Source organism: Frankia gtarii (assembly GCF_025403375.1).
GTDB classification, from domain to species: Bacteria; Actinomycetota; Actinomycetes; order Frankiales; family Frankiaceae; genus Frankia; species Frankia gtarii.
This window is the reverse complement of the sequence record NZ_JAMPTM010000043.1, coordinates 1-21,927: the sequence shown is the minus strand read 5'-3', so window position 1 is coordinate 21,927 and position 21,927 is coordinate 1. Positions and strand designations below refer to the sequence as shown.

Here is a 21,927-nt window from a genome sequence, read left to right as displayed (position 1 = left end):
ATCGTCAGCGACTGGGCGGCGACTCGCCGGTGTCTCCGACAAGAGCGCGCGCGGCCAGGTCTTGCTCGAACGCGACGAGCAGGTTGCCCAGGAGGGCATCGCCGCCGTCCCCCAGGCGGTGATCGACGCGCGCCACGAGGACGAGGTCGTGCGGGCGCGCCGGCCCCACCGGTTCCATCGACACGGTGAGGCAGATCGGGAAGTGCAGTCGATCGTGCACGATCCGCTCGCCGAGGAACCGGAGGCGGCCGCCTCCCGCGCGGGCGTGGTGAAAGTGCACGAAGTTGAAGCACGCCGCGACGGCTTCGTCGGGGAGACGATCGGCGATCGGATAACCGGCGCGAGCGTCGTAACGATCGAGTACGGCTTGGACGTCGCGGGCCTCGGGCAACCCGCGGTCGCGGGCCGCGCACCGCACGGGCAGGACGTTCCAGAACAGGCCGGTGGCACCGAGCGGGTCGGCCAGGCGCTCCGAGCGGCCGTTGCTGATCACACCGACCGCGAACGTGTCGAGGTGGGCGCTGCGGTGCAGTGCCGCCACGAACGCGCTCAGGCACAGTGCCTTGGGGGACACGGCGAGGGAACGGCTGGCACGGCGAACACGGGCGGTGAGTTCGACGTCGATGATGCGCTCGGCCGGTGCGCCGCGTTGCATCGGCCCCGGCCACGGGCGCGGCAGGGCCGCGAGCGCGTCCAGCTCGGAGGTCCAGAAGCCACGCGCGTCGGGATCCTCGGCGAGCTCGCGCTCGAGCGCGACGAACTGTCGGCGGGAGTCGATCGTGGGGGGCCTGTCGTCGACCGGGAGCCCGGCGACCCGCCGCTCGTAGGCATCGAAGAGCTCGTTCTGGAGCACGATCTGGCTCCAGCCGTCGAGGACCGCGTGGTGGGCGGACAGGTAGATGTCGGCACGGGCGTCCGTGCGCCGGACGACCAGGAATCGGGCGAACGGCGTGTCGGCTCCGATCTCGAAGCCGTTCAGCACGTCGGCCGCCAGGAGCTCGTCGAGCTCGGGGTGGCCCCGCAGGTCGAGGTACCGGGGCATCGCGCCGTCGGGTGCCCGCACGACTTGGACCAGCCGCCCGGCGCCGGTTCGCCGGATCATCGTTCGCAATGCCGGGTGACGGTGGACGAGTGTCTGCACGGCACGGCACAGGGTGTCGATGTCGAGGGCGTCGTCCTCGACGAGCCAGCACGAAACGCAGTGGTACGCGCCTTCGTCGCGGAGCGACTCGTAGCGGTCGACCATCACCCGCTGCATCGCCGACAGCGGATAGGCAGACGCGGTGCCCGGTGGCAGCTCCGCTAGCTCCGAGGCGCTGAGAACAGCGAGCTCGGCATCGATCCCATCCGGCGGGCGGTCGCCGCGCTCGGCGAGCGCGGCGGCGAGCGCACGGATGGTGCGGTGCTCGATGACGTCGTGCGTGGCCACGTCCAATCCCGCCTGGCGCGCCTGGTGGACCGCACGGATCACTCGGATCGAGTCGCCCCCGAGGAGGAAGAAGTCGTCCTCGACGCCGACCTGCTCGACCTCGAGGGCGTCGACCCACAACGCCGCGAGCTGCGCCTCGAGCTCGTTGGCCGGCGCGGTCGTGGCCCGCTGATGGTTGCGGGCGGCGTGGTGGAATTCGACGAGCCCGGGACGGTCGACCTTGCCGTGTTCGTTGCGGGGCAGCGTCGCCATGACGTGGATCGCTGCCGGCATCATGTAGGGAGGCAGCCGGTTGGCGAGCTCGCTGCGCAGCCGTGCTGCGAGCGCGCCGGACGCATCCTCCGTCACGACCTCCGGCGCGGCGACGCAGGCGACGAGCTGCGCAGCCGCCGAGTCGAACACTGCCACGGCGTCGGTCACCTGGCTGTCGTCCAGCAGGACGTGCTCGATCTCGCCGGGCTCCACGCGGTAGCCACGGATCTTCACCTGGTGGTCGCGCCGCCCGACGAGGACGAGCTCACCGCGATCGTTCCACGCGCCGAGATCTCCGCTGCGATACAGCACCGGATGCCGGGAGAACGGGTTGGCGACGAACGGGTCCGCAGCGGGCGCGGTGCCGCGGTAGCCGTGCGCCACCCCGCAGCCGGCGATGGCGATCTCGCCGATCGCGTTGCGGGGAAGGAGATGGAGGTCGGCGTCGACGACGTAGACCTCCTTGTTGGCGCGCGGCCGCCCGATCGGCACGGTCGTCGACGGGACGACGGGATCGAAGCGATGGAGGGTCGTGTTGACGCACGCCTCGGTGGGGCCGTAGCCGTTGAAGACCGTCGCTGACCGAGCGAAGCGGGTCGCATCGCGGTGTCGGGCGGTCTCGGCCGCGGACACGACCACCCGCAACGTCGTCAGGCGGCCGGCGTCGAGCAGCGCCAGGTACGACGGTGTCATGGTCGTGACGGTGACACGCTCGGCCACCATCATGTCCTCGAGTCGTCGCGGGTCGAGCAGCGTTGCGGCGTCCGGCACCACGAGCGTGGCGCCGGCCAGCAGGGTCATACCGATGTCGAGCAGCGATCCGTCGAACGACAGCGACATGAACTGGAGATAGCGGTCGCCCGCCGCCAGGCCCAGCTCACGGACGTGGTCGAGACAGACGTTGACGAGCCCTTCGTGGTCCAGTTCGACGGACTTCGGCCGTCCTGCCGATCCCGACGTCGAGATGATGGCGGCGACCTCGGTGCCGCCGCGTTCGTCCCGGCCCGACGACGACGGTGCCGGCGGCAGGGTCGCGACCTGCAGGTCGACGCAGCACGCGGGCAGTTCGGGGACTTCGAGGGCGCGCCCGAGCTGCGAGGAGTGTACGAGCAGCGCGCGGGCGCCGGTGGCGTCGACGAGCGCTCGCAGCCGCGCCGTCGGCGTGGCCGGGTCGACCGGCAGGTAGACGCCACCGGCGAAGAGGGTCGCGACGAGCGCCACGACGGTGTCGGCGGTGCGCGTCGCGACCGTCGCCACCGGCGTGCCGGGCAGGACCCCGAGCTCGGCTCGCAGGTGGTGGGCGAGCCGCTCGCTGCGATCGACGAGCTCGCCGTACGAGATCACCTGGCCGTCCGCCGCGACGACCGCGGGCGCGGTGGGCGTCGCCGCGCCCGCCGCGCGTAGCCGCGCGGTGAGCGAGCCACCGAGCAACGCCGGTTCGCGGGTGTCGGTGAAGGCGACGAGCTGCTCGAGCTCGTCGTCGGTGAGGACGCCCAGGTCGCCCAGGTCGCCGTTGGGAGCATCGAACTGGTGCAGGATCCCGTTGATGTGCCCGCCGGTGCGGTCGAGGAACTCGGCGGGGAACACGCCCCTGAGGTCCTTGATGTCGAGGCTGCCCGCCTCCGGGTCGATGCGGATCACGACCTCGGTGTCGGCGGTCGGTGCCGGCTCGTCGTGCAACCCGGCGGTGGTGACCAGGATCGTGGCCGCGGCCTCGACGGCACCCTGCGCCCACAGCTGGCCAACCGGATAGCCCTGCGCGGCGTAGCTGCGGGCGACCGTGTCCCGGACGTGCTCGAGCAGGTTCCGCAGGGTGCCCGGCCGCGGCACCCTGAAGACGAGCGGCACGGTGGCCGCCGATCGGTACCGGCTCGGCGCGTGTCGCAGGAGCGGTGACTCGATCCAGATCACGTCGCGGCCGGTCGTCCGGTGGAGCAGGGCGACGACCGCGGCGAGCACGACGACGAACTCGCCGAGCGGTTGGTTTCGCCCGATGCGCCCGACGATGCGACGCGCGTCGGCGTCGAGACCGAGCCGGTGACGCGAGCCGGGCACCCCGGCCGCGTCGAACACGAAGTGCTCGGACCACCGCAGCAGATCGCTCGGCGCGACCATCGCGCCGAGCCAGAAGGACCGGTCGGCGTCGGCGCCCGGCGCGTGCAACGCCTCCAGGCGCGTGGGAGGGCCGCCGCCGATGCCCGCCGGCGGGTCGTCGGGCGATGGGACGCGGGGCGTGGTCACGGCCAGCGCAGCTCCTTGTGTCCGTAGAGCCGCTCGGCGACGAGACCCCGACGCCGGCACTCGGCCACGAGATGATCGGACTCCACCGTCGCCGCCGAGGCACCACCCTGGTCGAGACCGAGCAGATGTGCGAGCCACGGCTCGGCGCCCATCGCATAGACGTAGACCTCGCCGGCGTTGAACCGTTCGATGAGGTCGATGGCCTCGACGCTGTTCGACGCCCGGCCGCGCCGGGTCGCGTCGTGGTCGCGGTCGAGGGGGCGCGAGAAGTAGGGCCCGTACACCCAGCTCGCCGGTGCTCCGACGCACTCCATGCCCTGGAGCACGACGTCGGCGTCGCCGACGAGCGCGTGGGTGCGCGCGTATACGGGAGGGTCGACGTTTGCGGAGTCAGCGGCGATCAGGAACGACCGGCCCGCCATGCGGATGTGGTATCCCGCTCTCGTCGCGATGTCGAGGTCGTGGTGCTCCCCGACGAATGGGACGGCCGTCACCACTCCGCTGTTCAGCGGGATCTGCTCGAACGCCCGGACCTCGACCACCCGATCGAATCCGAGGTGCTCGATTGCCCGGCGCAGCGACGGGTCCACGAGATTGCCCGCGTCGTTGGCGGGTACGACGACGGTGCCCACGCGATGGCGGATCTGCAACAGCGTCTCGGGCAGCACGTGGTCGTGGTGGGCGTGGGTGATGAGCACATAGTCGATGCGCGGGGGCAGGTCGGCGTAGCCGGCGTGGAGTGGGGCATCGGGTTCGTCGTAGGCGATCACGGGGTCGACGAGGACGCTCGAGTCGCCGTCCTCGAACAGCAGGCAGGCATGGCCGAAGTAGGTGACGCGTCCGCCGCCGCGTGGGGGCGGCCCGGCGGTCCGGGCGGGTGGTCCGAGCGGCGTTGGTGGGATGTCGGTGAACAGCGCGGCGAACCGGTCGGCCTCGGGCGAGCTCGGCGCGAGACCGAGGCGGGCGGACAGCGCGGCCACATCGGTGGGCTCGGCGCGGGCTTGGAACAGCGCGTCGAGCGCGGGCGCATGGAACGGCACGGCGACGTCGACCGCTGAGTCGTCGTCGACGGCGAGGCGCGGCGTGGACAGGACGAACGGCCGAGCACGGCCCCGGTCCAGCCGGACGCACTGCCGTGACGTGTCCCACAGCGGACTGGCGTACAGCAACTCCTCGCGGACGCGGACGTCCGGTCGGTGATGGCGGTCGTACGTCAGCTCGACCAGCCCTCGCAACGCCTCGGGGACGCACCGATACCAGGGCTCGAGGGGCTCGCCGGCGGCGCGCTCGCCGAGCATCCGGTCGAGCGCGCGCAACGTGTCGACCAGTTCGATCTGCCCGGCGGCCCGAGCCTGGGTCGCATCGAGCAGGTCGGCGACCTCCCGCACGTGGCCGCCACCGAGGTCGAGGAACGGTCCGCTCCGTGTCGCCGAGTCGGCGGCGGCCGCGGCGTGGAGTGCCGGCGACCGAACGTAGGAGGCCATCATCCGCAGGTGCCGATCGACGACCTGGAAGGCCGCGGTCGCCGGCGCCAGCAGATGGATCCACGCGTACCAGCGATCGACTAGCGGCTCGACGACGACGTCGCCGGCGAGGTACCGCGGGCCCGGGTCGATCACCGGACCGCTCAGCCGGCCATCTCGAGGGCATCCAACGCTGTCGTGATCTCGTCGGTGCCGCCGAGCACGAAGTAGTGCTGCTGGAGCCGCAAGCTGTCGACGGGGCCGGCCAGCACGGCGTCGAGGTCGAAGCGGGGTGCGGGTGCGCCGGGCCCGAGGGCTCGCGCGAGCTCGCTCGCAGAGGACAGGATCGCGCCACCGATCGCCTTGCGTTGCTCGCCGTGCTGGACGAGCCCGACCTCCAGCGTCGCCCACAGCAATCGCTGGAGTTGCTCGACGAATGCCGGATCGTGGGCGCGCCGGGAGCCCAGACGGCCGAACCGGTGGTACAGGTCGGCCGTCCGCGGGTTGGCGAGGTAGGGCCCGTGGCCGAACAGGTCGTGGAACAGGTCGGGCAACTCGGCGAACGCGAGTTCCTCCCGCCGCCGCATCGCGACCGTCACGGGAAAGCGTCGATCGGCGAGCAGGCCGAAGAACGTCGCCCCGTCGACCATCCCGCCGGCTCCGACGAATCGCCAGTCACCGTGGACGGCCATCGCGTCGTTCACCGCGTCGAGGTCGGGCACGTGGTCGGCGGGCAGGCCCAAGCGGTCGAGGCCGTCGAGGTAGTCGTCCACCGCGCTCGCCGCGACGAGTGGCGCTTGCTGGCTGTGCAACAGCGACCACACGAGGTGATCGTCCGGACGGTATCGCTCGGCGGTTCGCGTCACCAGCTGTGCTGCCATCGGCACTCCCTCGGCGACCGGCGGGCCCACGGTCAAGTTAGGTCATGGTACGACTACGCTCGGGCTCGCCGTGGCGGTTCGTCAGAGATCGAGGTCGATCGGAAGGTGCCGAGCGCCCGACCAGCGCTCGGCGGCGATCTCGGAGATCGGGGCGGCCGGTCGTTCGACGAGCCGGCGGAGCAGTGCCACGAAGAGCTCGGCGAGGTCGCGCACCTCGCGCTCGTCGCAGGTCGACCGCTGGGCGGTCAGCTCGACGGACAGTCCCGCGGCGTCCTCCCGCACGTCGAACCACAGCGGCGTGTGGGCGTCGTCGACCGCCGTCGCCGGCCGGGTCAGCCCGGCGAGCCATGCCGCGCGCTCCTGCGACTGCAACGTGAGACCGACCTGTGCCAGCGGTCGACCGGCCGGACGACCGAGACGGCGGGCGATGTCACCCGGTGGCGTCAGCCGCCGGTCGAAGGCATCGATCGCGCGACCTCGCACGGCGCCGATCAGCTCGGCGAAGGAGCCTGCCGGGTCGATCCGGTCGCGCACCGTCACCGTGTTGAGGTGAGGGCCGAGTTGGCCGTCGAGCGTCGCCAGCCCGCGCAGCGACACCGGCGAGGAGACGGCGACGTCGGGCTCGCCGGTGGTGACGAAATGGAACACCGCGACGGCTGCGTGCAGCCCCATGAAGAGCGTGGCCGACGCGTCGCTGCACATACCTCGCAGGCCGGCCGCCAGCGCTGCGTCGACACGGGCGCTGGCGCGCCAACCGGCGAACGAGTGCGGACCGGCCGCGTCACCCGGGGTGGGACCGCGCAGCGTGCCCGCCCACCACTCGAGGTCGCCCGCCCCGCGCTCGGTGCCCGACCAGGCGGCGTGCCAGGCGGCGAAGTCGCGAAACTGCTGCCGGGGAGGAGCGAGCGGGCCCGCGCCCTCGCGGCGGGCGGCGAACCGTCGGCGCCACGCGCTCGCGAAGACGTCGAACGACTCCCCGTCCCACACGATGTGGTGCACGACGAGGAGGCCGACCGTGTGGTCCGGCGGCATCCGCACGACCCGCAGGCGCAGGAGCGGCCCACTCGTCACCGACAGCGGCTGGTGCTCGTCGTGTTCCTGGAGGGCCTGCAGTTCGGCGCCCGCGTCGGCACGGTCGCCGAGGTCACTGAACCCGAGCACGCTGATGCCCGTCCCGTCGGAGTGCACCCATTGCCGTGGCTGGCCGTCGACCAGCGGGAACGTGGTGCGCAGGATCTCGAAGCCGGCGACGAGGTCGGCGAACGTCGCCTCGGCAATCGCCGGATCCCACGGTGTGCCCAGGTCGATCACCTCAGCGGTCCGTGGGCTCGCCGGGTCGCGGTACTGCTCGAGCAGCCAGAGCTCGTGCTGCAACGGTGAGACGGGATGATGGCGCGCCGGGAGCGTCATCGCGACGGGATCGCGCCCGTTTGCCGCGGCCGGTGCCGCCTGTCGACCCGAGCGGACTCTGACGGCGTGGGCGAGGTCGCCGAGGCGCGGGTGCGTGAACACGTCCTCGACCGTCATCGTCACGCCGAGCTCCTCGTCGATCCGGGCGACCAGCACGACGGCGAGCAGCGAGTGGCCGCCGGCCGCGAAGAAGTCGTCGTCGTCTCCGAGGTCCCGGCGTCCCAGCAGCGACCGGCAGACCTCTCGGATCACGCCCGCCACGTCGTCGTCGCCCGCGGGAGCGCTGGCGGGTGCACTCGGCTCGGCATCGAGCGCGGCGAGCGCGCGCACGTCGACCTTGCCACTCGGCGCGAGCGGCCAGTCGGGCGCCACCACGAACCGTCCGGGAACCATGTAGTCCGGCAGGAGCTCGTGGAGGCGTCGTCGCAGCTCGTCCACACGGCCGGCGTCGTCGGGGCGCAGGAACGCGACGATCGTCGGGCCGGAGCCGTCTGCGACTGTCACGGCGACGTCCCGCGTGAGCAGACCCGTCGAGAGCATCACCTCGCGGATCCCGTCGAGCTCGACTCGGAAGCCGCGGACCTTCACCTGGCGGTCGGCCCGGCCGGCATGCACGAGCTCGCCGAGCGGCGTGCGCCAGGCCAGGTCGCCGGTTCGGTAGCTGCGCACCTCGCGGTCGGGTCCGGCGGTGGTGCCGAACGCGGAAGCCGTCGCCTCGGGACGGCCCAGGTAGCCGCGAGCGACGGACGCACCGCACACGACGATCTCGCCGATCACGCCGGGCCCGACCGGCGCGCCGAGCTCGTCGACGACCTCGAGCCGCTGGTTTCCCAGTGGTCGTCCGACGTTGCCGGCCTCGTCGTCGGGACCCGGGAGCCCGCTCGTCACGTGAAACGACGAGAAGATCGTCGCCTCGGTGACGCCGTAGCCGTTGACCACGTGGCAGTCAGGATGGCGGGCCAGGAACTCGCGGATGCGGAGCGGATTGACCCGCTCGCCGCCGAAGATCAGGTACCGCAGGGACGCACCGGCAGCCGGCCGGCGGATCAGCTCGGGCGCCACCCCCTCGAACACGGTCGGCACCTGGCAGAGCACGCTGACGCGGTACTGCTCGAGGAGCGCCACGAGCAGCCGCGGGTCCCTCGTCGCATCGGTCGGCACGACGACGAGGTGGGCGCCCCGTGACAACGGGACGTACGTCTCCCAGACGGAGAAGTCGAAGCCGATCGAATGGAACAGCGTCCACACGTCGTCTTCGCCGAGCGTCAACCGCTCGCCGGCCACCCGCAGCAGCGAGACGATGTTGCGGTGCTCGACGAGGACGGCCTTCGGCTGACCCGTCGTACCGGAGGTATAGATGACGTATGCGAGGTCGCTGAGCCGGTTGATCCGGGGCAGGGGTTCGGGCCTGTCGCTGTCGTCGGCGCACACGATGTCGACCACGTCGTCGAGGACGAGGACGGCGCGAGCCCCGGCGCCCGCAGCGACCGCATCGTGACGGCGCTCGACGACGACGACGGAGGGGCGGCTGTCGTCGAGGATGAAGCGACGGCGCTCGGGCGGGTCGTTCGGATCGATCCCGAGAAAGGCGCCGCCCGCCTTGAGGATGGCGAGCTGGACGATGACCATCCACTCGGAGCGGCGCAGGGCCGTGGCCACGATGTGCTCGGGGCCGACGCCGTACCGGTGACGCAGGTGGCGGGCGAGGCGCGTTGCCCGGGCGTCGAGCTCACGGTAGGTCGCCGTGCGCCCGGCACAGGTGAGGGCGGGACGGTCGGGACAGCGCCGTGCCGCGGCCTCGACCTGCTCGTGCAGCAGCTCTGGCGACTGCGGCGCCGCGGTGGCGACCACGTCGGTGACCGTGGCGCCGAGCGCGGCGACCGAGACGTCCGCGTTCCGGCTGAGGTGCTCGAGCGTCGTCTGGAGTAGTTCGCACATCATCGCGACGCGCGCGGGCGCGAACAGATCGCGGTCGTGCTCGATCTCGCCGCGCAGGCCACCGTCGTGCTCGGTGAACGTGACGATCATGTCGAGCTTCCCCATGCGCGCGTCGACGTCGAGGACACGGGCACCGGTGACCTCGACGGCCGGCTCCACCGCCATGCCCGGCACGTTCTGGAGCACGAGCATCACGTCGAACAGCGGCGAGCGAGCGGGCGCGCGCTCGGGCGCCAGCTCGCTGACGAGCAGGTCCAGCGGATACGCGTCGTGGTCGAGCGCGCGGCCGACGACGTCGCGGACCGTCCGCAGGAGCCGCCGACCGGTCTCGGAGGGATCGAGTCGGGCGCGTAGCGGCAGGCTGTTGACCAGGGAGCCGAGCAGATCCTCGAGCTCCACCCGCCCGCGACCGGCCACCGGCGTGCCGACGACGAGGTCGCGTTGCCTGGTGAGAGCGTGCAGCCAGCTGTACACCGCCGTCAGCAGCACCCCGAAGAGCGTCGCCTGCTCGGCGCGTGCGAGCTCGCGCAGGCGGCGTGTCGCGGCGGCGCTCACCTCGAAGCGAACCGTGCCGACGCGATGTGCCCGGTCGGGACGGCGCGGGGCGTCGAGAGGCAGGTTGAGCGGTGCGAGCGTGGGTGCCAGCTCGCGCCGCCAGAAGCGTCGCGAGCGCTCGCCGGCCGCGCTGGCCAGCATGTGCTGTTCCCACACCGCGAAGTCGCGGTACTGGAGCGGGGGCGGCGGGAGCGGGCCGGCGTCGCCGCGCGCGTGCGCCCGGGCGCGATCGAAGAGCTCGCCGAAGAAGATCGACAGGGACCATCCGTCCATCACGATGTGGTGGGCGGCCAGGTAGACGATCGACTCGTCCGCGCCACCGCGGGATCGGCGGTCGGGCCGGATGAGGCCGACCCGCAGCAGCGGTCCACCGGCGAGGTCGAACGGTGCCCGCCCGGCCTGCTCGAGCACGTCGCGGGTCGCACCGTCGGGGTGGACGGTGAGCGTGACGGCGCCGGTCGCGGCGACGCGCTGCCGCAGTTCGCCGTCCTCCAGGTGGAACGTCGTGCGCAGGATCTCGTGGCGCCCGACCACGTCGGCGACCGCCGCGCTCAGCCCCGCCGTGTCGATCGAGCCCGGGATGGCCAGCGCGGCCACGACGTGATACGCCTCGGACGCCCCGTCGAACTGGCTGACGATCCAGTGCCGCCGCTGGCTGTGGGACGCCGGGTAGGAGGCGGCATCGGCGACGGGCACGATCTGCGGCCCGGCATCCGGTTGGTCGTCGCGCCGGCGGCTCTCGATCAGCGCGGCCAGACCCCGCACGGTCGGGTTGTCCAGCACCGCCGAGACGCGCAGATCGACGCCGCGCCGGCCGAGCAGGCGGGCCGCGAAGCGGGCGGCAGACAACGAGTCCGCGCCGCGGTCGAACACGTCGGCGTCGGGCGGGAGGTCGATGGGGCCGAGTAGCTCCTGCCAGATCGCGGTGACCGTTCGCTCGGTCGGCGACGCGTCCACGTCCGTTCGAGCGTGGACGCGTCGCCTGCTGGCAGCGATCACGGCGAGCGCGTCGACGTCGAGCTTGTCGTGGGCGGTGACCGGGAGCTCGGCGACGACGTGGATCTCGTCGGGGACGAGCGAGGCACCGACGGCTGCTCGCACCACAGCTCGCAGCGCCGTCACCTCGGGCGCGTCGGCGCCCACCGCGACGGTGACGAACGCGGCGACGCGCGTTCGTCCGTCGTCGGCGTCGGGGCCCGCGGGGATGGCCCGCACGACGGCGCCGCGGACGGCGGGATGAGCGCGCAGCGCCGCCTCGATCTCCCCCGGCTCGAACCACGTGCCGCGGATCTTCAACCGGTCGTCGAACCGACCGAGGAACTCGAGCTGACCGTCCGAACGCCACCGGGCCCGATCGCCGCTGCGGTACAGGCGGCGCGTGCCGCCGGCGGGGCGCGCGACGAAGCGCCGGGCGGTGAGCTCGGGGTCGAGGTACCGGGCCGCGAGACACAGGCCGCCGGCGTGCAGCTCGCCCGCCGCGCCGATCGGCATGAACCGGCCACGCCGATCGAGGATCGCCACCCCGACGTTGTCGATCGGACGGCCCACGGGCACCCGCCTGCCGGACGGTGCGCCGGTGCACACGAACGCGGTCACGTCCACCGTGACCTCGGTGGCGCCCCAGCCGTTGACGAGCCGGGTGCCGTTGCGGCGTCCGAGCAGCTCGTCGAAGCGTTCGACAACCCACGGGTCAAGCGTCTCGGCGCCGGCCAGCACCCACCGCAGCGAGCTGACCGCCCCAGCCCGCCCGGCGGCCTCGACGTACTCGAGCAGTGCGATCAAGGGCGAAGGGACCAGGTCGACGATCGTGACGCCGTGGCGCTCGATGGCATCGGTGACGAGTGCCGGATCGCGCTCCGCGCCGGCAGGAAGGAAGCACACGTGGCCGCCGACCGGCAACAACCGGAACATCTCGCAGATCGCCGGGTCGAACGACACGGCGGTGCGCTGGAGGGACACGTCGTCGCTCCCGAGCTGGCGATTCTCAATCAGCCACAGCTGACGGTTCACGAACGACTCATGCCGGATCAGCACGCCCTTGGGTTCTCCGCTCGATCCTGATGTGAACGTGAGATAGGCCGGATCGGTGCCCGTGATGTCGAGCGGCGCCATGTCCTCGTGACCGCTGCTCGACGAGGCCACGGTCACGATCGTGCGGTGCGCGCCGGGCGCGATCGTCCCGGCGGTTTCCGGCGTCGTCACGATCGCCCGCGCTCCGGACAGGTCGAGCAGGCGTTCGCGCCGGGTCGCCGGCTGCGTGACGTCGACGAGCATGAACACGCCGCCGGCCTTGAGGACGCCGAGCGTGGCGACGAGCAGCGCGCAGGAGCGCGCGACCGCGACCGCGACCACGTCGCCGCGCTGCACGCCGGCGGCGCGCAGGGCGGCGGCCGTGCGGTCGGCACGCCGATCGAGCTCGCCGTACGGCACGCGCTCCGCCGGGCACACGGCGGCGAGGCGGTCCGGCGAGCGGCGCGCCTGGCGCTCGAACAGGCCGTGCATCGTGGCGTCGGCGGGCAGGTCGACGGCCGTGCCTTCGAGCCACGCCTCCTGGATGCGCACCTCGGCGGGCGACAGCAGGGCGGCGTCGGCGACGGCGCTCGCCGGAGCCGACAGCGCCACGGCCAGCAGGCGTTCGTAGTGGCCGATCAGCGCGGTCGCCTCGCTCGGAGCGACATGCGCCCGGCGGTGGGCGACGGTCAGCTCGACGGTGCTGTCGCCGGGCACGAGCAGCAGATGGACGTCGCCGCGCCAGCCGGGGGGTGGGCCGAGGTCGGTCCGGTCGGCGAGCGTGCACGCGAGGTCGAGGTCGCCGCCGCCGAGCCGCCCGCCAGCCGGCGGCGTGGGCCGCGGCCGCGCGACCTGCTCGACGAGTTCGGCGAACGTGGTCGTCGCGTCGAGGGCCGTGGACACCGAGCGGTCGTCGCATCGGGCGCCGACGCGCACGCTCAGGGGGACCGTGACGTCGTCGCGGTCGTGGTAGCGGTGCACGAGTGCCGCCACGGCTGCCACCGCCACGGTGCCGAGATCGAACGCGGTCATCGGGCCGGACCGGCGCGCCGGGATCCGTGTGACGACGCGTTCCCATTCCGGGGTCGCGGCTGGCGCAGTCATCAGCTGGTCGCCTTTGCTTCGTCCGGCAGCCGGGGCGGCCGTAGCCCATATACAATAGCACCATGTGCCGGGAGCGCTCGTGCGAGGTCGCCGGTCGCGAGCGGGTCGGTGTCGCAGGCAGCACGCATCCGCGATGACCGCGGCACCGGTGGGCCTGCGCGCCGATGTGCGCGTCGAGCCACTCGTCGGCGGCTGGTACGCGTGGTCCCACCTCGTCGCACCGGCGACGGCGAGTCGCCACCTCACCCATCGGCACCAGCCGATCATCGACTCCTACGTCGCCGCGCCGAGCGTGCACCAGCAGGCCGCCCGATCGCCGGCGCTGGCGGGTGGCCCGTTCGTCGACGTCGCCGGCGACCGCACCGCCGACGTCGCCGCGCTCGGCGAACGACGTCGCCGTGAGCGCGCGGACCTGGTCGCGCTGAGCGCAGCGCTCGACGACCTGGCCGACCTCGCCGCCGCGCCGGCCGGCGCCCCGTTGGGCCCGCTGTACGCGTCGCTCCCGCCCGCTCTGCGTGGATGCGTCGAGTTGACGTACGACCTCGACGACCACTGCTCGTTCCGGTTGCTCGAACCCCTGCTCTACGAGCGCTACTACGCCGGCGGCCGCGACCAGGCGCTGGCGTTGAGCCTCGCCGGCTCGGACGATCGGCCGTTCGCGCTGAGCACCCCGCGCCTCGACGCTCCCGACGTGCTCCTGGCCGGCGTGCCCTTCCACCACCCCGGCGTCGACGCCCTGTTCGCCAGCGTTCGCGCTCCGATGCCGTTCGACGACCTCGCGAGCTGCCTCGAGCTCGACGCCGACGGTGCCTCCAAGCTCCGCCGGTTGGTCACCGCGACGCCGCCCATCGCCGGCGACGGCGCTGCGCGGACCGCGCGCCGCGTGCGCTACATCGGGCATGCGTGCGTGCTCGTCGAGACGGCCGGGACGAGCTTCCTCGTGGACCCCCTGCTTCCCGATGCCTTCGAAGGCGCCGGGCCGCGCGTCAGCGCGGCCGACCTCCCGGAACGCATCGACTTCGCCCTCGTGACGCACGCGCATCACGACCACCTGGTGCTCGAGACGCTGCTGCGGCTGCGTCACCGCCTGGGCACCGTCGTCGTGCCGCGCGGCGGGACCGGGGCGCTGCAGGACCCCTCACCGCGCCTGGCGCTCGAGCACGCCGGGTTCCACGACGTCGTCGAGTTGGGCGACCTCGACGAGCTCGTCGTCGCCGATGGGCGCGGCCGCATCGTCGCCGTGCCGTTCCTCGGCGAGCACGGCGACCTTGCGATCGCGTCCAAGGCCGGCTGGCTGATCGAGGCCGAGGGGACACGGTTGCTCTTCGCCGCCGACTCGGCGGTCCTCGATGCGTCGCTGTACGACGTGCTGCGCGAGGTGGTCGGACGCGTCGACGTCGTGTTCCTCGGCATGGAGTGCGAAGGCGCCCCGCTGACGTGGCTGTACGGGCCGCTGTTCCGCCGTGAACCGTCGCGCGAGCGGGCCGCCGCCCGGCGCCTCGCAGGCTCCGACGACGTGCAGGCACTGGCGTTGCTCGATGCGCTCGGGTGCCAGCGCGCGTTCGTCTACGCGATGGGCCACGAGCCGTGGGTGCACTTCCTCACCGCGACGACGTTCCGCCCCGATGCGCGGCCTGTTCTGGCGGCCGAGCGGCTCGTCGCCGAGGCCCGGCGACGCGGGATGTCGGTCGACCGCCTGCACGGCGGCTGCGACGTCGTGCTCCCATGAGCCTGCACCGCGCCTTCGCGAGCGTCCTGACGCTGGGCGCGCCGGGCACCGAGCGGGACGACCTCGTCGGCGCCAAGGCGGCGGCGTTGGCGCGGCTCGCCGCGGCCGCGCCGGTTCCGCCCGGGTTCTGCGTCACGGCCCTCGATCCCCGCCGCGTGCCGGACCCGACGCTCGAGCGCGACATCAGGCGCGCCTACGAGTCGCTGGCCGCAGAGCGCCCCCTCGCCGTGGCCGTGCGCTCCTCGGCGCTCGACGAGGACGGCGCGGCGGCCTCGTTCGCCGGCATTCACGACACCTTCCTCAACGTCGTCGGGGCGGACGACGTCGTCGCCGCCGTGTGGGCGTGCGCGCGCTCGGCGGTCGCCGACGTGGCGCTCGCGTACCGCGCCCGCCTCGGCGTGCCGGGCGAGGTGCGCATCGCCGTCCTGGTGCAGGTGATGGTGCCGGCGGACGTCTCGTTCGTGGCGTTCAGCAGCAACCCGCTGCCGAAGCATGACGGCGCTGAGCTCGTCGTGAGCGCGGCGCGGGGACTCGGTGCGGTGATCGCCGACGGGACGGCGCGGCCTGACACGTACCGCCTGCTGCGCGACACGCGGGAGATGATCGAGCACCGTCGTGGCGATCAGTCCGCTCGCCTGGTTGCGTCGGCGGGTGGCGGCGTCGCGACCGAGCCGCTCCCGGCGCGCGAGCGCGCCGAACCCCCGCTCGACTCCGGCGCCCTGCGCGAGGTCACCGAGCTGGTGCTCCGCATCGAGCGTCTCGTCGGCCAGCCCGTCGACGTCGAGGGTGCCCGGGTCGGCGACTCGCTGTTCGTGTTGCAGGCCCGCCCCATCACGCGGACCACGCGCTTCCCGCTCGACGGCCTCGACGAGGAAGCCACCAGTTGGCTGCGTGAGGACATCCACTTCCCCGCCGTCGTGACGCCGATGGGGGGCGACTACGCCCGGCTCGGCATGTACGCGGGGCTGCGCCGCATGCAGGACGAGCTCGGCTGGACGAGCCGGGCCGATGCCGTGGTGTTCAACGGACGGGTGTACGTGCGCTGGCACTACATGTCGCCGGCGGACGAGTTGGACGAGGCACGCCGGCGGCTGGAGGTGGAGAACCTCGAGCGGGCTCGCACGGTGGTCGCGCGTTGGCACCGGACCGTCGTGCCACGGCTGCGGGCGATCTACGCCGAGATCGGGTGCCTCGACGTCGACGGTCCGCCCGGCCGGCAACGGGTGGCCGCGTGGCGCGCCGTCTGGAGCGTCATCGAGGAGGCGTGGTACTGGCACTTCGTCGTGCTCTACCCGTGCTTCGCCGGGGCGCGCCACCTGGCGGCGACCTGCCGCGACCTGTTCGGCGAGGAGACCGCCGCCAACGCATGGCGGTTGACCGTCGGGCGCGTCGAGACGATGCACCAGGTGGAGGTCGACCTGTGGACGCTCGCCGAGATCGAGCGCGCGGCGTCCGCGACGGACGCCGGCGGGGATCTCGCGAGGGCGCTCGATCGCTGCCTCGCCGCCCATGGTCACCTCGGCGCGGAGAGCGACGACCTCGCCGCGACCACGTGGGCCGACGAGCCGTCGCGGGTGCTCGCCGAGGCCCGGCGAATGGGCGCCACCGACGTGTCGCCGGGCGATCGGCGGGCCGCGACGCTCGCCGCAGGCGACGCGCTCCTCGCCGAGCTGCGCGGACGGGTCGCCGACGAGGCGGACCGAACCCGCCTCGACGAGGCGGTCGCGCTCGCCCGCGCCGTGTTCCCGCTCGTCGAGGACCACAACTACTGGCTCGACCGCATGCTCCACGCCACCACGCGGGCGGCGCTGTTGCGCGTGGGCGCGCGCTGCGTCGCCGACGAGGTGCTCGAGCGGGCTGACGACATCTGGTATCTCCACGTCGACGAGGTCGCCGACGTCATGGCCGGGCCGCAGGACCGCCGCGAGCTGGTTCGACGGCGTCGGGACGAGTGGCGCGACTGGAGCCGCCTGATGCCGGCGGTCGGTCCGGTGGCAGCGGCCGTCGAAACGGAGGAGCGTGCCGGCGTGGCGCTGCCGGCCGTGACGCGGCTCCGCGGGGTCGCCGCGTCGCCCGGCGTGGCGGTGGGTGTCGCCACGGTGGTGCGCACGAGCGCGGACGCGGCGCGCGCGCCGGCCGGCGGCGTGCTGGTGTGCCCGAACACGAACATGTCGTGGGTCGCGCTGATGGCGCGCGCGGGCGGCCTCGTGACGAGTGCCGGCGGGGAGCTCAGCCATGGGGCGATCGTCGCCCGTGAGTTGGGTATCCCAGCGGTGGTGGGGGTGCGCGGCGCGCTCGACGTGATCGCCGATGGGATGCTGGTTGAGGTCGACGGCGCGGCTGGCGTGGTGCGAATTGTCGCCGGCGGGGATCACCAGGGGTGACGACCGCTGGGCGCCCCGGCGACTTGGACCATCCGCCGGGCGATAGCGAGCGTGCCGTTCACGACGGCGATCACGCTGAGCTGGTAGACGCCCTCGACGAGGGGGTCTGTTGCATTGTGGGCGGTTGGACATGGCTGTTCCTGCCGAGCCGGTGATCAGATCGCGAGGGTGAGCTCGGCGAACGCGGTCGTCAGTCGGAGTCGTGGGTCGGTGTCGGTGCCGAGTTCGTAGTGTCCGCGGCGGATGTTCTGAACCAGCGCATTCCCTGCGCTGATCGTCTGGGCGGAGCGCAGCCGTTTCAGCCCGCGCATCGGCCGAAGCCGGGCTTTGAGCCGGCTGTGGTCGGATTCGATCCGGTTGTTCGCCCGGGCGACGTCCACATGGTGGGCGGCGGGAAGCTGTTCGTCGAGGACCCGCGGATAGACGGGTGCCCGGTCGGTCGTCACCTCGACCGGCTTCCGGCTGTGGGACAGCGCCCGGGTGAAGAACCGTCGGGCCGCGGCCAGATCCCGGTGCTCGGCGGCCAGCACGTCGATGACCTGCCCGAACTGGTCCACTGCCCGGTACAAGTAGGTCCACCGGCCGGCGACCTTGACGTAGGTCTCATCGACGAACCGTCTGTCTCCGGTGCTGTGTCGGCAGGGCCGGGCGGCGTCGACGAGCAGTGAAGTGAACCGCTGGACCCACCGGTAGATCGTGACATGATCGACGGTGATGCCGCGTTCCGCGAGCAGCTCCTCGACGTCGCGGTAGGACAGGCCGTACCGCAGGTACCACCGGACTGCCAGAACGATCACTTCCGGTGAGAACCGGAACCCGGCGAACTCCGAAACCGGGACGGCTGGTCGGACGTGCTGGCGACGGCGGCGCATCGCCTGATCATGCCGGCCGCCGGGGTGGACCGCAGCCCGTGCAACAGACCCCGCGCGGGCGCAGCGAGTACGAAGGGGGATACCGGCGATGCGGTTCGCGCATCAGTTGACGCTGCGACGGGAGCCCTTGAGTTCATGGCAATTGGCGTAAGTCTTGGCATTGGGAAAGTCGCGGAGGCCAGACCCATCGGCGGCTCCGGCAGTGGTGGGCCGCGCGGAGAGAATTCCGGACCTCGCTTGGAGATTACAGCCGCCGAAGCAGACGCTGCCGTCGAATCCATCGAGGCTCACACTCCATTTGAGCTCCCGGGTCAAAACCCCAAAACTGGTGAGGGGCTGTTGAGCCATGTGATTAGCGAAGAACCTGGAGGCCGCATTTCTTACTCACATGAAATGACTTTCAAGGGCATAACAGGAGCTGGTGGAAAGCCGGTGGAGGTGAGAAGGCAATCAGCGGATATGGGCGCGCCGCCCTCGTCATATTCTCATAGCAACCCAACCACGGTTGTTAATACTGTGAAAGAAGCCTCCTCTGGACTGCCAAAGCTAAGCCCCGGCGGTTACACGATAAAAGATAAGTATTTGGCGCCTTTCGGAAGTTTCATCAACATCAACAAAGGAACTCCCGCGACACAGAATGCAAAGAAGGAGTCGGTTCATTACCGATAAGCGGCGGTAACTATCTGGTCAGGTAGCTGCCTGATCTTGGGTTACAGAGGTTGAAAGGTTGGGGTCTGGCTATGGCGGCTCCTGATCAAGGGTGAGGTCGGTTGGCGGAATGGAAACAGGCACTGAGCCTTTCCCGGTAACCTTTCGTGGCGTTGCGTGACATCAGCGTCGTGTCGTGGTGTTGGGTGTCAGGCGGTCCTGCGGTACTCGGTGTGGAGGATGACGAGACCCTCACCGACGAGCAGAAGGTGCACAACCGGATCCACAACGCGCTACGCGCCGTCAGCGAACGCGCGAACTCCCTGCTCAATAGCGGCAACACATGCCGCACGTCCGCCGGTACGTGCCCGAGCTACTGGCTGTTGCGAAAGCCCAACGCTGGGAACCGGCCGAGGTCCTGCACGCCCAGTCCACCCGCCGACGGGAAACTTCAAGGAGCCCCTCACCACCAGGGATCTGAGAGTCGTCCATCTGGGTCGAGTCCGAACTGCAGCAACTTCTCCCAGCGTGGATCCTTGTGGCGGATCTCCGCCAGTTCCCTGAGTGCCCTCGTGTCGCCCGCGTCTGTGGCTAGGAATGCCAGCCGTTCGGCATCGTCGGGGTCTCCCCTTTCCTCTCGAAGCGTTGCGAGAGGCCATAGAATGCTGGTATCGCCGGATTCGGCGGCCTGGCGGGCGATGTTTTCGGCTTCGTCGGGGTCTCCGGCTTCCTCGCGTAGGCGCGCAAGATCCCAGATAGCGTCAAGGTTTCCGGCGTCTTTGGCCTGACGGTTGTACTGTTCCGCGCCAGCCAGGTCTCCTTGCTTTTCGAGCATCCAGGCGAGGCTTCTCATCGCCTCGGAATTTCCGGCGTTTCCTGCCAGAAGATAGAGTTCCTTGGCGCTGGCATAGTTGTCGGCGAGTTCGCGCATCCGGGCCAGGTGCCACGAGGGATCGGAATCTCCAGATTCGGTGGCCTGGCGGGCGATTGTTTCGGCTCCGTCGGGGTCTCCGGCTTTCTCTCGTATGCGCGAAAGATCAAAGGAGGTGTAAGGGTCTCCCGCATCTCCGGCCTGCCGGTACAGGGGTTCTGCTCCATCGAGATCACTGGCATCCTCTCGGAAGATTGCCAGTTCCCGCATGACAGCCGAGTTGCCGGAACGTAGCGCCTGACGGGCGAGCTGTTCGGCGCCAGCGCGATCGCCGGCCTTTTCCCGTAGGCGTGCGAGGTCCCAGAGAGCGTACGTATGGCCGGTGTCCAGAACCCGCCGATATAGCCGCTCGGCGTTCTCGTCATCCCCGGCGCTTTCCCGCATCCAGGCCAGTGAGGACAACGGTCCGACATCGCCGGAGTCGGCGGCCCGCTGGGCGACTTGTTCGGCTCCGTCGGGGTCTCCGGTTTCTTCGTGTAGACGCGTCACCTCCCAGAGAGCGTCCTCGTCGCCGGCGTCCGCGGCCTGGAGGTAGAGGTTTTTCGCGCCGTCGACGTCGCCGGCCTTCTCGCGAAGTTCGGCAAGGTGGCTCAACGCTTGGGGGCTCCCTGCCGTCGCGGCCTGGAGGTAGAGGTTTTTCGCGCCGTCGAGGTCCCCGGCCTCCTCGCGAAGCCGCGCCAGGTCCCACCATGCCTCGGCTCTGCCGGCATTCCCCGCCCGCCGGTAAAGCTGATCAGCGTGCCGTAGCCTCAGGCGGCTCGCAGCGGATCGGCCTATGGCATGTAGATCTTCGGCGGTCTGGGCGTGACGGCTGACCGCTTCCCAGAACCCTGCGGGTGGAACATAGTAGCAACGAGTACGGAGGATGTTTTCGTCAGGACGGTCGCCCGGGTGGTAACTGGTGGTTGAGGTTGAGGGCGCGGGAACCGGCGCCGGGGAATGGCTGTCTGGTTGCTGATCCGCATGCTCGTAAATCGCCCCGGAAACAGCTTTGATCAACTGATGGTCGTCGCCGACCTGAAACTCGTCGGCCAGAAGAGCGGCGGCGGTGTCCGCAAGCAGAGCGATGGGTATTGGACTGCTATGGCCGAGGCGACGGAGGTCCAGCGTCGCGATAAGTGCCGCGTGTTGCGCCAAACCCTCCCGGCGCAGGATCGAGTCCTTCTCCTCGCGCGACGCGTTCTCGTACTCCGCGATGATCCGCTGCTGTTCCGCGCTGCTGAACACGCGCCACGACGGCAGTGGCGCCGGATCGCGCCGCGGCGCGGAGGACCCGGCCGAACTCGACTGCGACTCTGGCTCCATGCACACAAAAATCTCCGATCACGACCCTGTAGCCAACGTACACCGAGCAGACGTCTCACCCAAGACGGCCCCAAGGGTGGGGTGAGCTCGACCGGAGGCGCAGCGCTGGGCTTGCATCCAACATGTTTCCTCGGGTCGCTCCGCACACCGACCTGCGCCTTTCAACGCAATCCGGCGCTCCATAACGCGCGTGGTGCGGTCCGGGCGCGACACGTCGAGCCCGGCGCAGATCTCTGATCGTCCGACAGCGTACCCATCCTACTGACCTTTACTGACCTTTAATGCGCAAGGTCGGCTGATTGATCATGGAATGGTGTCAAGGTCAACCCGGTGCCCGCCAGGCAGCCCTCGAGCAGGTCAGGACGGTGTCCGACCCGGCTCATGCCGCGTCGGACCAGACCGGTGAGATGATCGACGTCGACCAGGACCCGGTTGGCGATCTCCCCGCGTTTCAGCAGCGACCAGACGCCTTCCACCGGGTTCAGCTCCGGGCTGTACGACGGCAGTCGGATCACGGTCAGCCACAGAGAGTTCGCCGCGATGAACGCGAGCATCTCCGCGCACCGATGGGTACCCAGATTGTCCCAGACCAGCACGAGCGGCCGGCCCAACCGGCGGTGCGCCGCCACGATCAGATCCCGGTACTCCGTCCACAGAAACGCCTTCGGCTCACCGCGACGGCCCCGATGCTGGCGCAGCCGGTAGAACCAGCGCGGTGCCTGCCCACACCGGTAGCAGGCCAGCCCCGCGACCGAGACCCGCCCCGACCCGCCCC

General features: G+C 71.2%; 10 protein-coding genes. 3 read left to right on the top strand and 7 right to left on the bottom strand.

Going from position 1 to position 21,927, the window contains the following annotated elements; translation table 11 throughout:
• Window positions 1-4: 4 nt before the first annotated feature.
• The 4 genes from NBZ83_RS09375 to NBZ83_RS09360 all read right to left on the bottom strand — a co-directional run bounded on the left by NBZ83_RS09375 (window position 5) and on the right by NBZ83_RS09360 (window position 13,283).
• A complete protein-coding gene (locus NBZ83_RS09375; protein ID WP_261569665.1) occupies window positions 5-3,922 on the bottom strand; it encodes a non-ribosomal peptide synthetase in 3,918 nt (1,305 codons plus the stop codon).
• Window positions 3,919-5,541, bottom strand: coding sequence for an MBL fold metallo-hydrolase (locus NBZ83_RS09370; protein WP_261569667.1), 1,623 nt, complete (start codon window positions 5,539-5,541; stop codon window positions 3,919-3,921). The genes NBZ83_RS09375 and NBZ83_RS09370 overlap by 4 nt, the downstream gene beginning before the upstream one ends.
• Before the next feature lie 8 nt (window positions 5,542-5,549).
• Complete coding sequence (locus NBZ83_RS09365; RefSeq protein ID WP_261553714.1) at window positions 5,550-6,266, bottom strand: hypothetical protein; 717 nt, start codon at window positions 6,264-6,266, stop codon at window positions 5,550-5,552.
• Window positions 6,267-6,347: 81 nt separating this feature from the next.
• Window positions 6,348-13,283, bottom strand: coding sequence for a non-ribosomal peptide synthetase (locus tag NBZ83_RS09360; RefSeq protein ID WP_261574771.1), 6,936 nt, complete (start codon window positions 13,281-13,283; stop codon window positions 6,348-6,350).
• A 133-nt stretch (window positions 13,284-13,416) separates the two neighbouring features.
• On the opposite strand from NBZ83_RS09360, the gene NBZ83_RS09355 reads away from it, so the two are divergent.
• On the top strand, window positions 13,417-15,012 hold the full coding sequence (locus tag NBZ83_RS09355) for an MBL fold metallo-hydrolase (protein ID WP_261553712.1): 1,596 nt from the start codon (window positions 13,417-13,419) through the stop codon (window positions 15,010-15,012).
• The gene (locus NBZ83_RS09350; protein ID WP_261569670.1) at window positions 15,009-17,396 is read left to right on the top strand and encodes a PEP/pyruvate-binding domain-containing protein; all 2,388 of its coding nucleotides are present in this window, start codon (window positions 15,009-15,011) and stop codon (window positions 17,394-17,396) included. Before NBZ83_RS09355 ends, NBZ83_RS09350 begins: the two co-directional genes overlap by 4 nt.
• Before the next feature lie 155 nt (window positions 17,397-17,551).
• Here the strand turns inward: NBZ83_RS09350 and NBZ83_RS09345 are convergent, their stop codons facing one another.
• The gene (locus NBZ83_RS09345; RefSeq protein ID WP_261574770.1) at window positions 17,552-18,268 is read right to left on the bottom strand and encodes an IS6 family transposase; all 717 of its coding nucleotides are present in this window, start codon (window positions 18,266-18,268) and stop codon (window positions 17,552-17,554) included.
• Window positions 18,269-18,505: 237 nt separating this feature from the next.
• On the opposite strand from NBZ83_RS09345, the gene NBZ83_RS09340 reads away from it, so the two are divergent.
• Window positions 18,506-18,937 (top strand): hypothetical protein, encoded by a 432-nt coding sequence (locus NBZ83_RS09340; protein ID WP_261568715.1) that lies wholly within the window; start codon window positions 18,506-18,508, stop codon window positions 18,935-18,937.
• A gap of 442 nt (window positions 18,938-19,379) precedes the next feature.
• Here the strand turns inward: NBZ83_RS09340 and NBZ83_RS09335 are convergent, their stop codons facing one another.
• A complete protein-coding gene (locus tag NBZ83_RS09335) occupies window positions 19,380-21,074 on the bottom strand; it encodes an SEL1-like repeat protein (protein ID WP_261568714.1) in 1,695 nt (564 codons plus the stop codon).
• A 356-nt stretch (window positions 21,075-21,430) separates the two neighbouring features.
• Window positions 21,431-21,927, bottom strand: a 497-nt coding sequence (locus NBZ83_RS09330) for a transposase (protein ID WP_261574769.1), incomplete at its 5' end; no start/stop codon positions are given.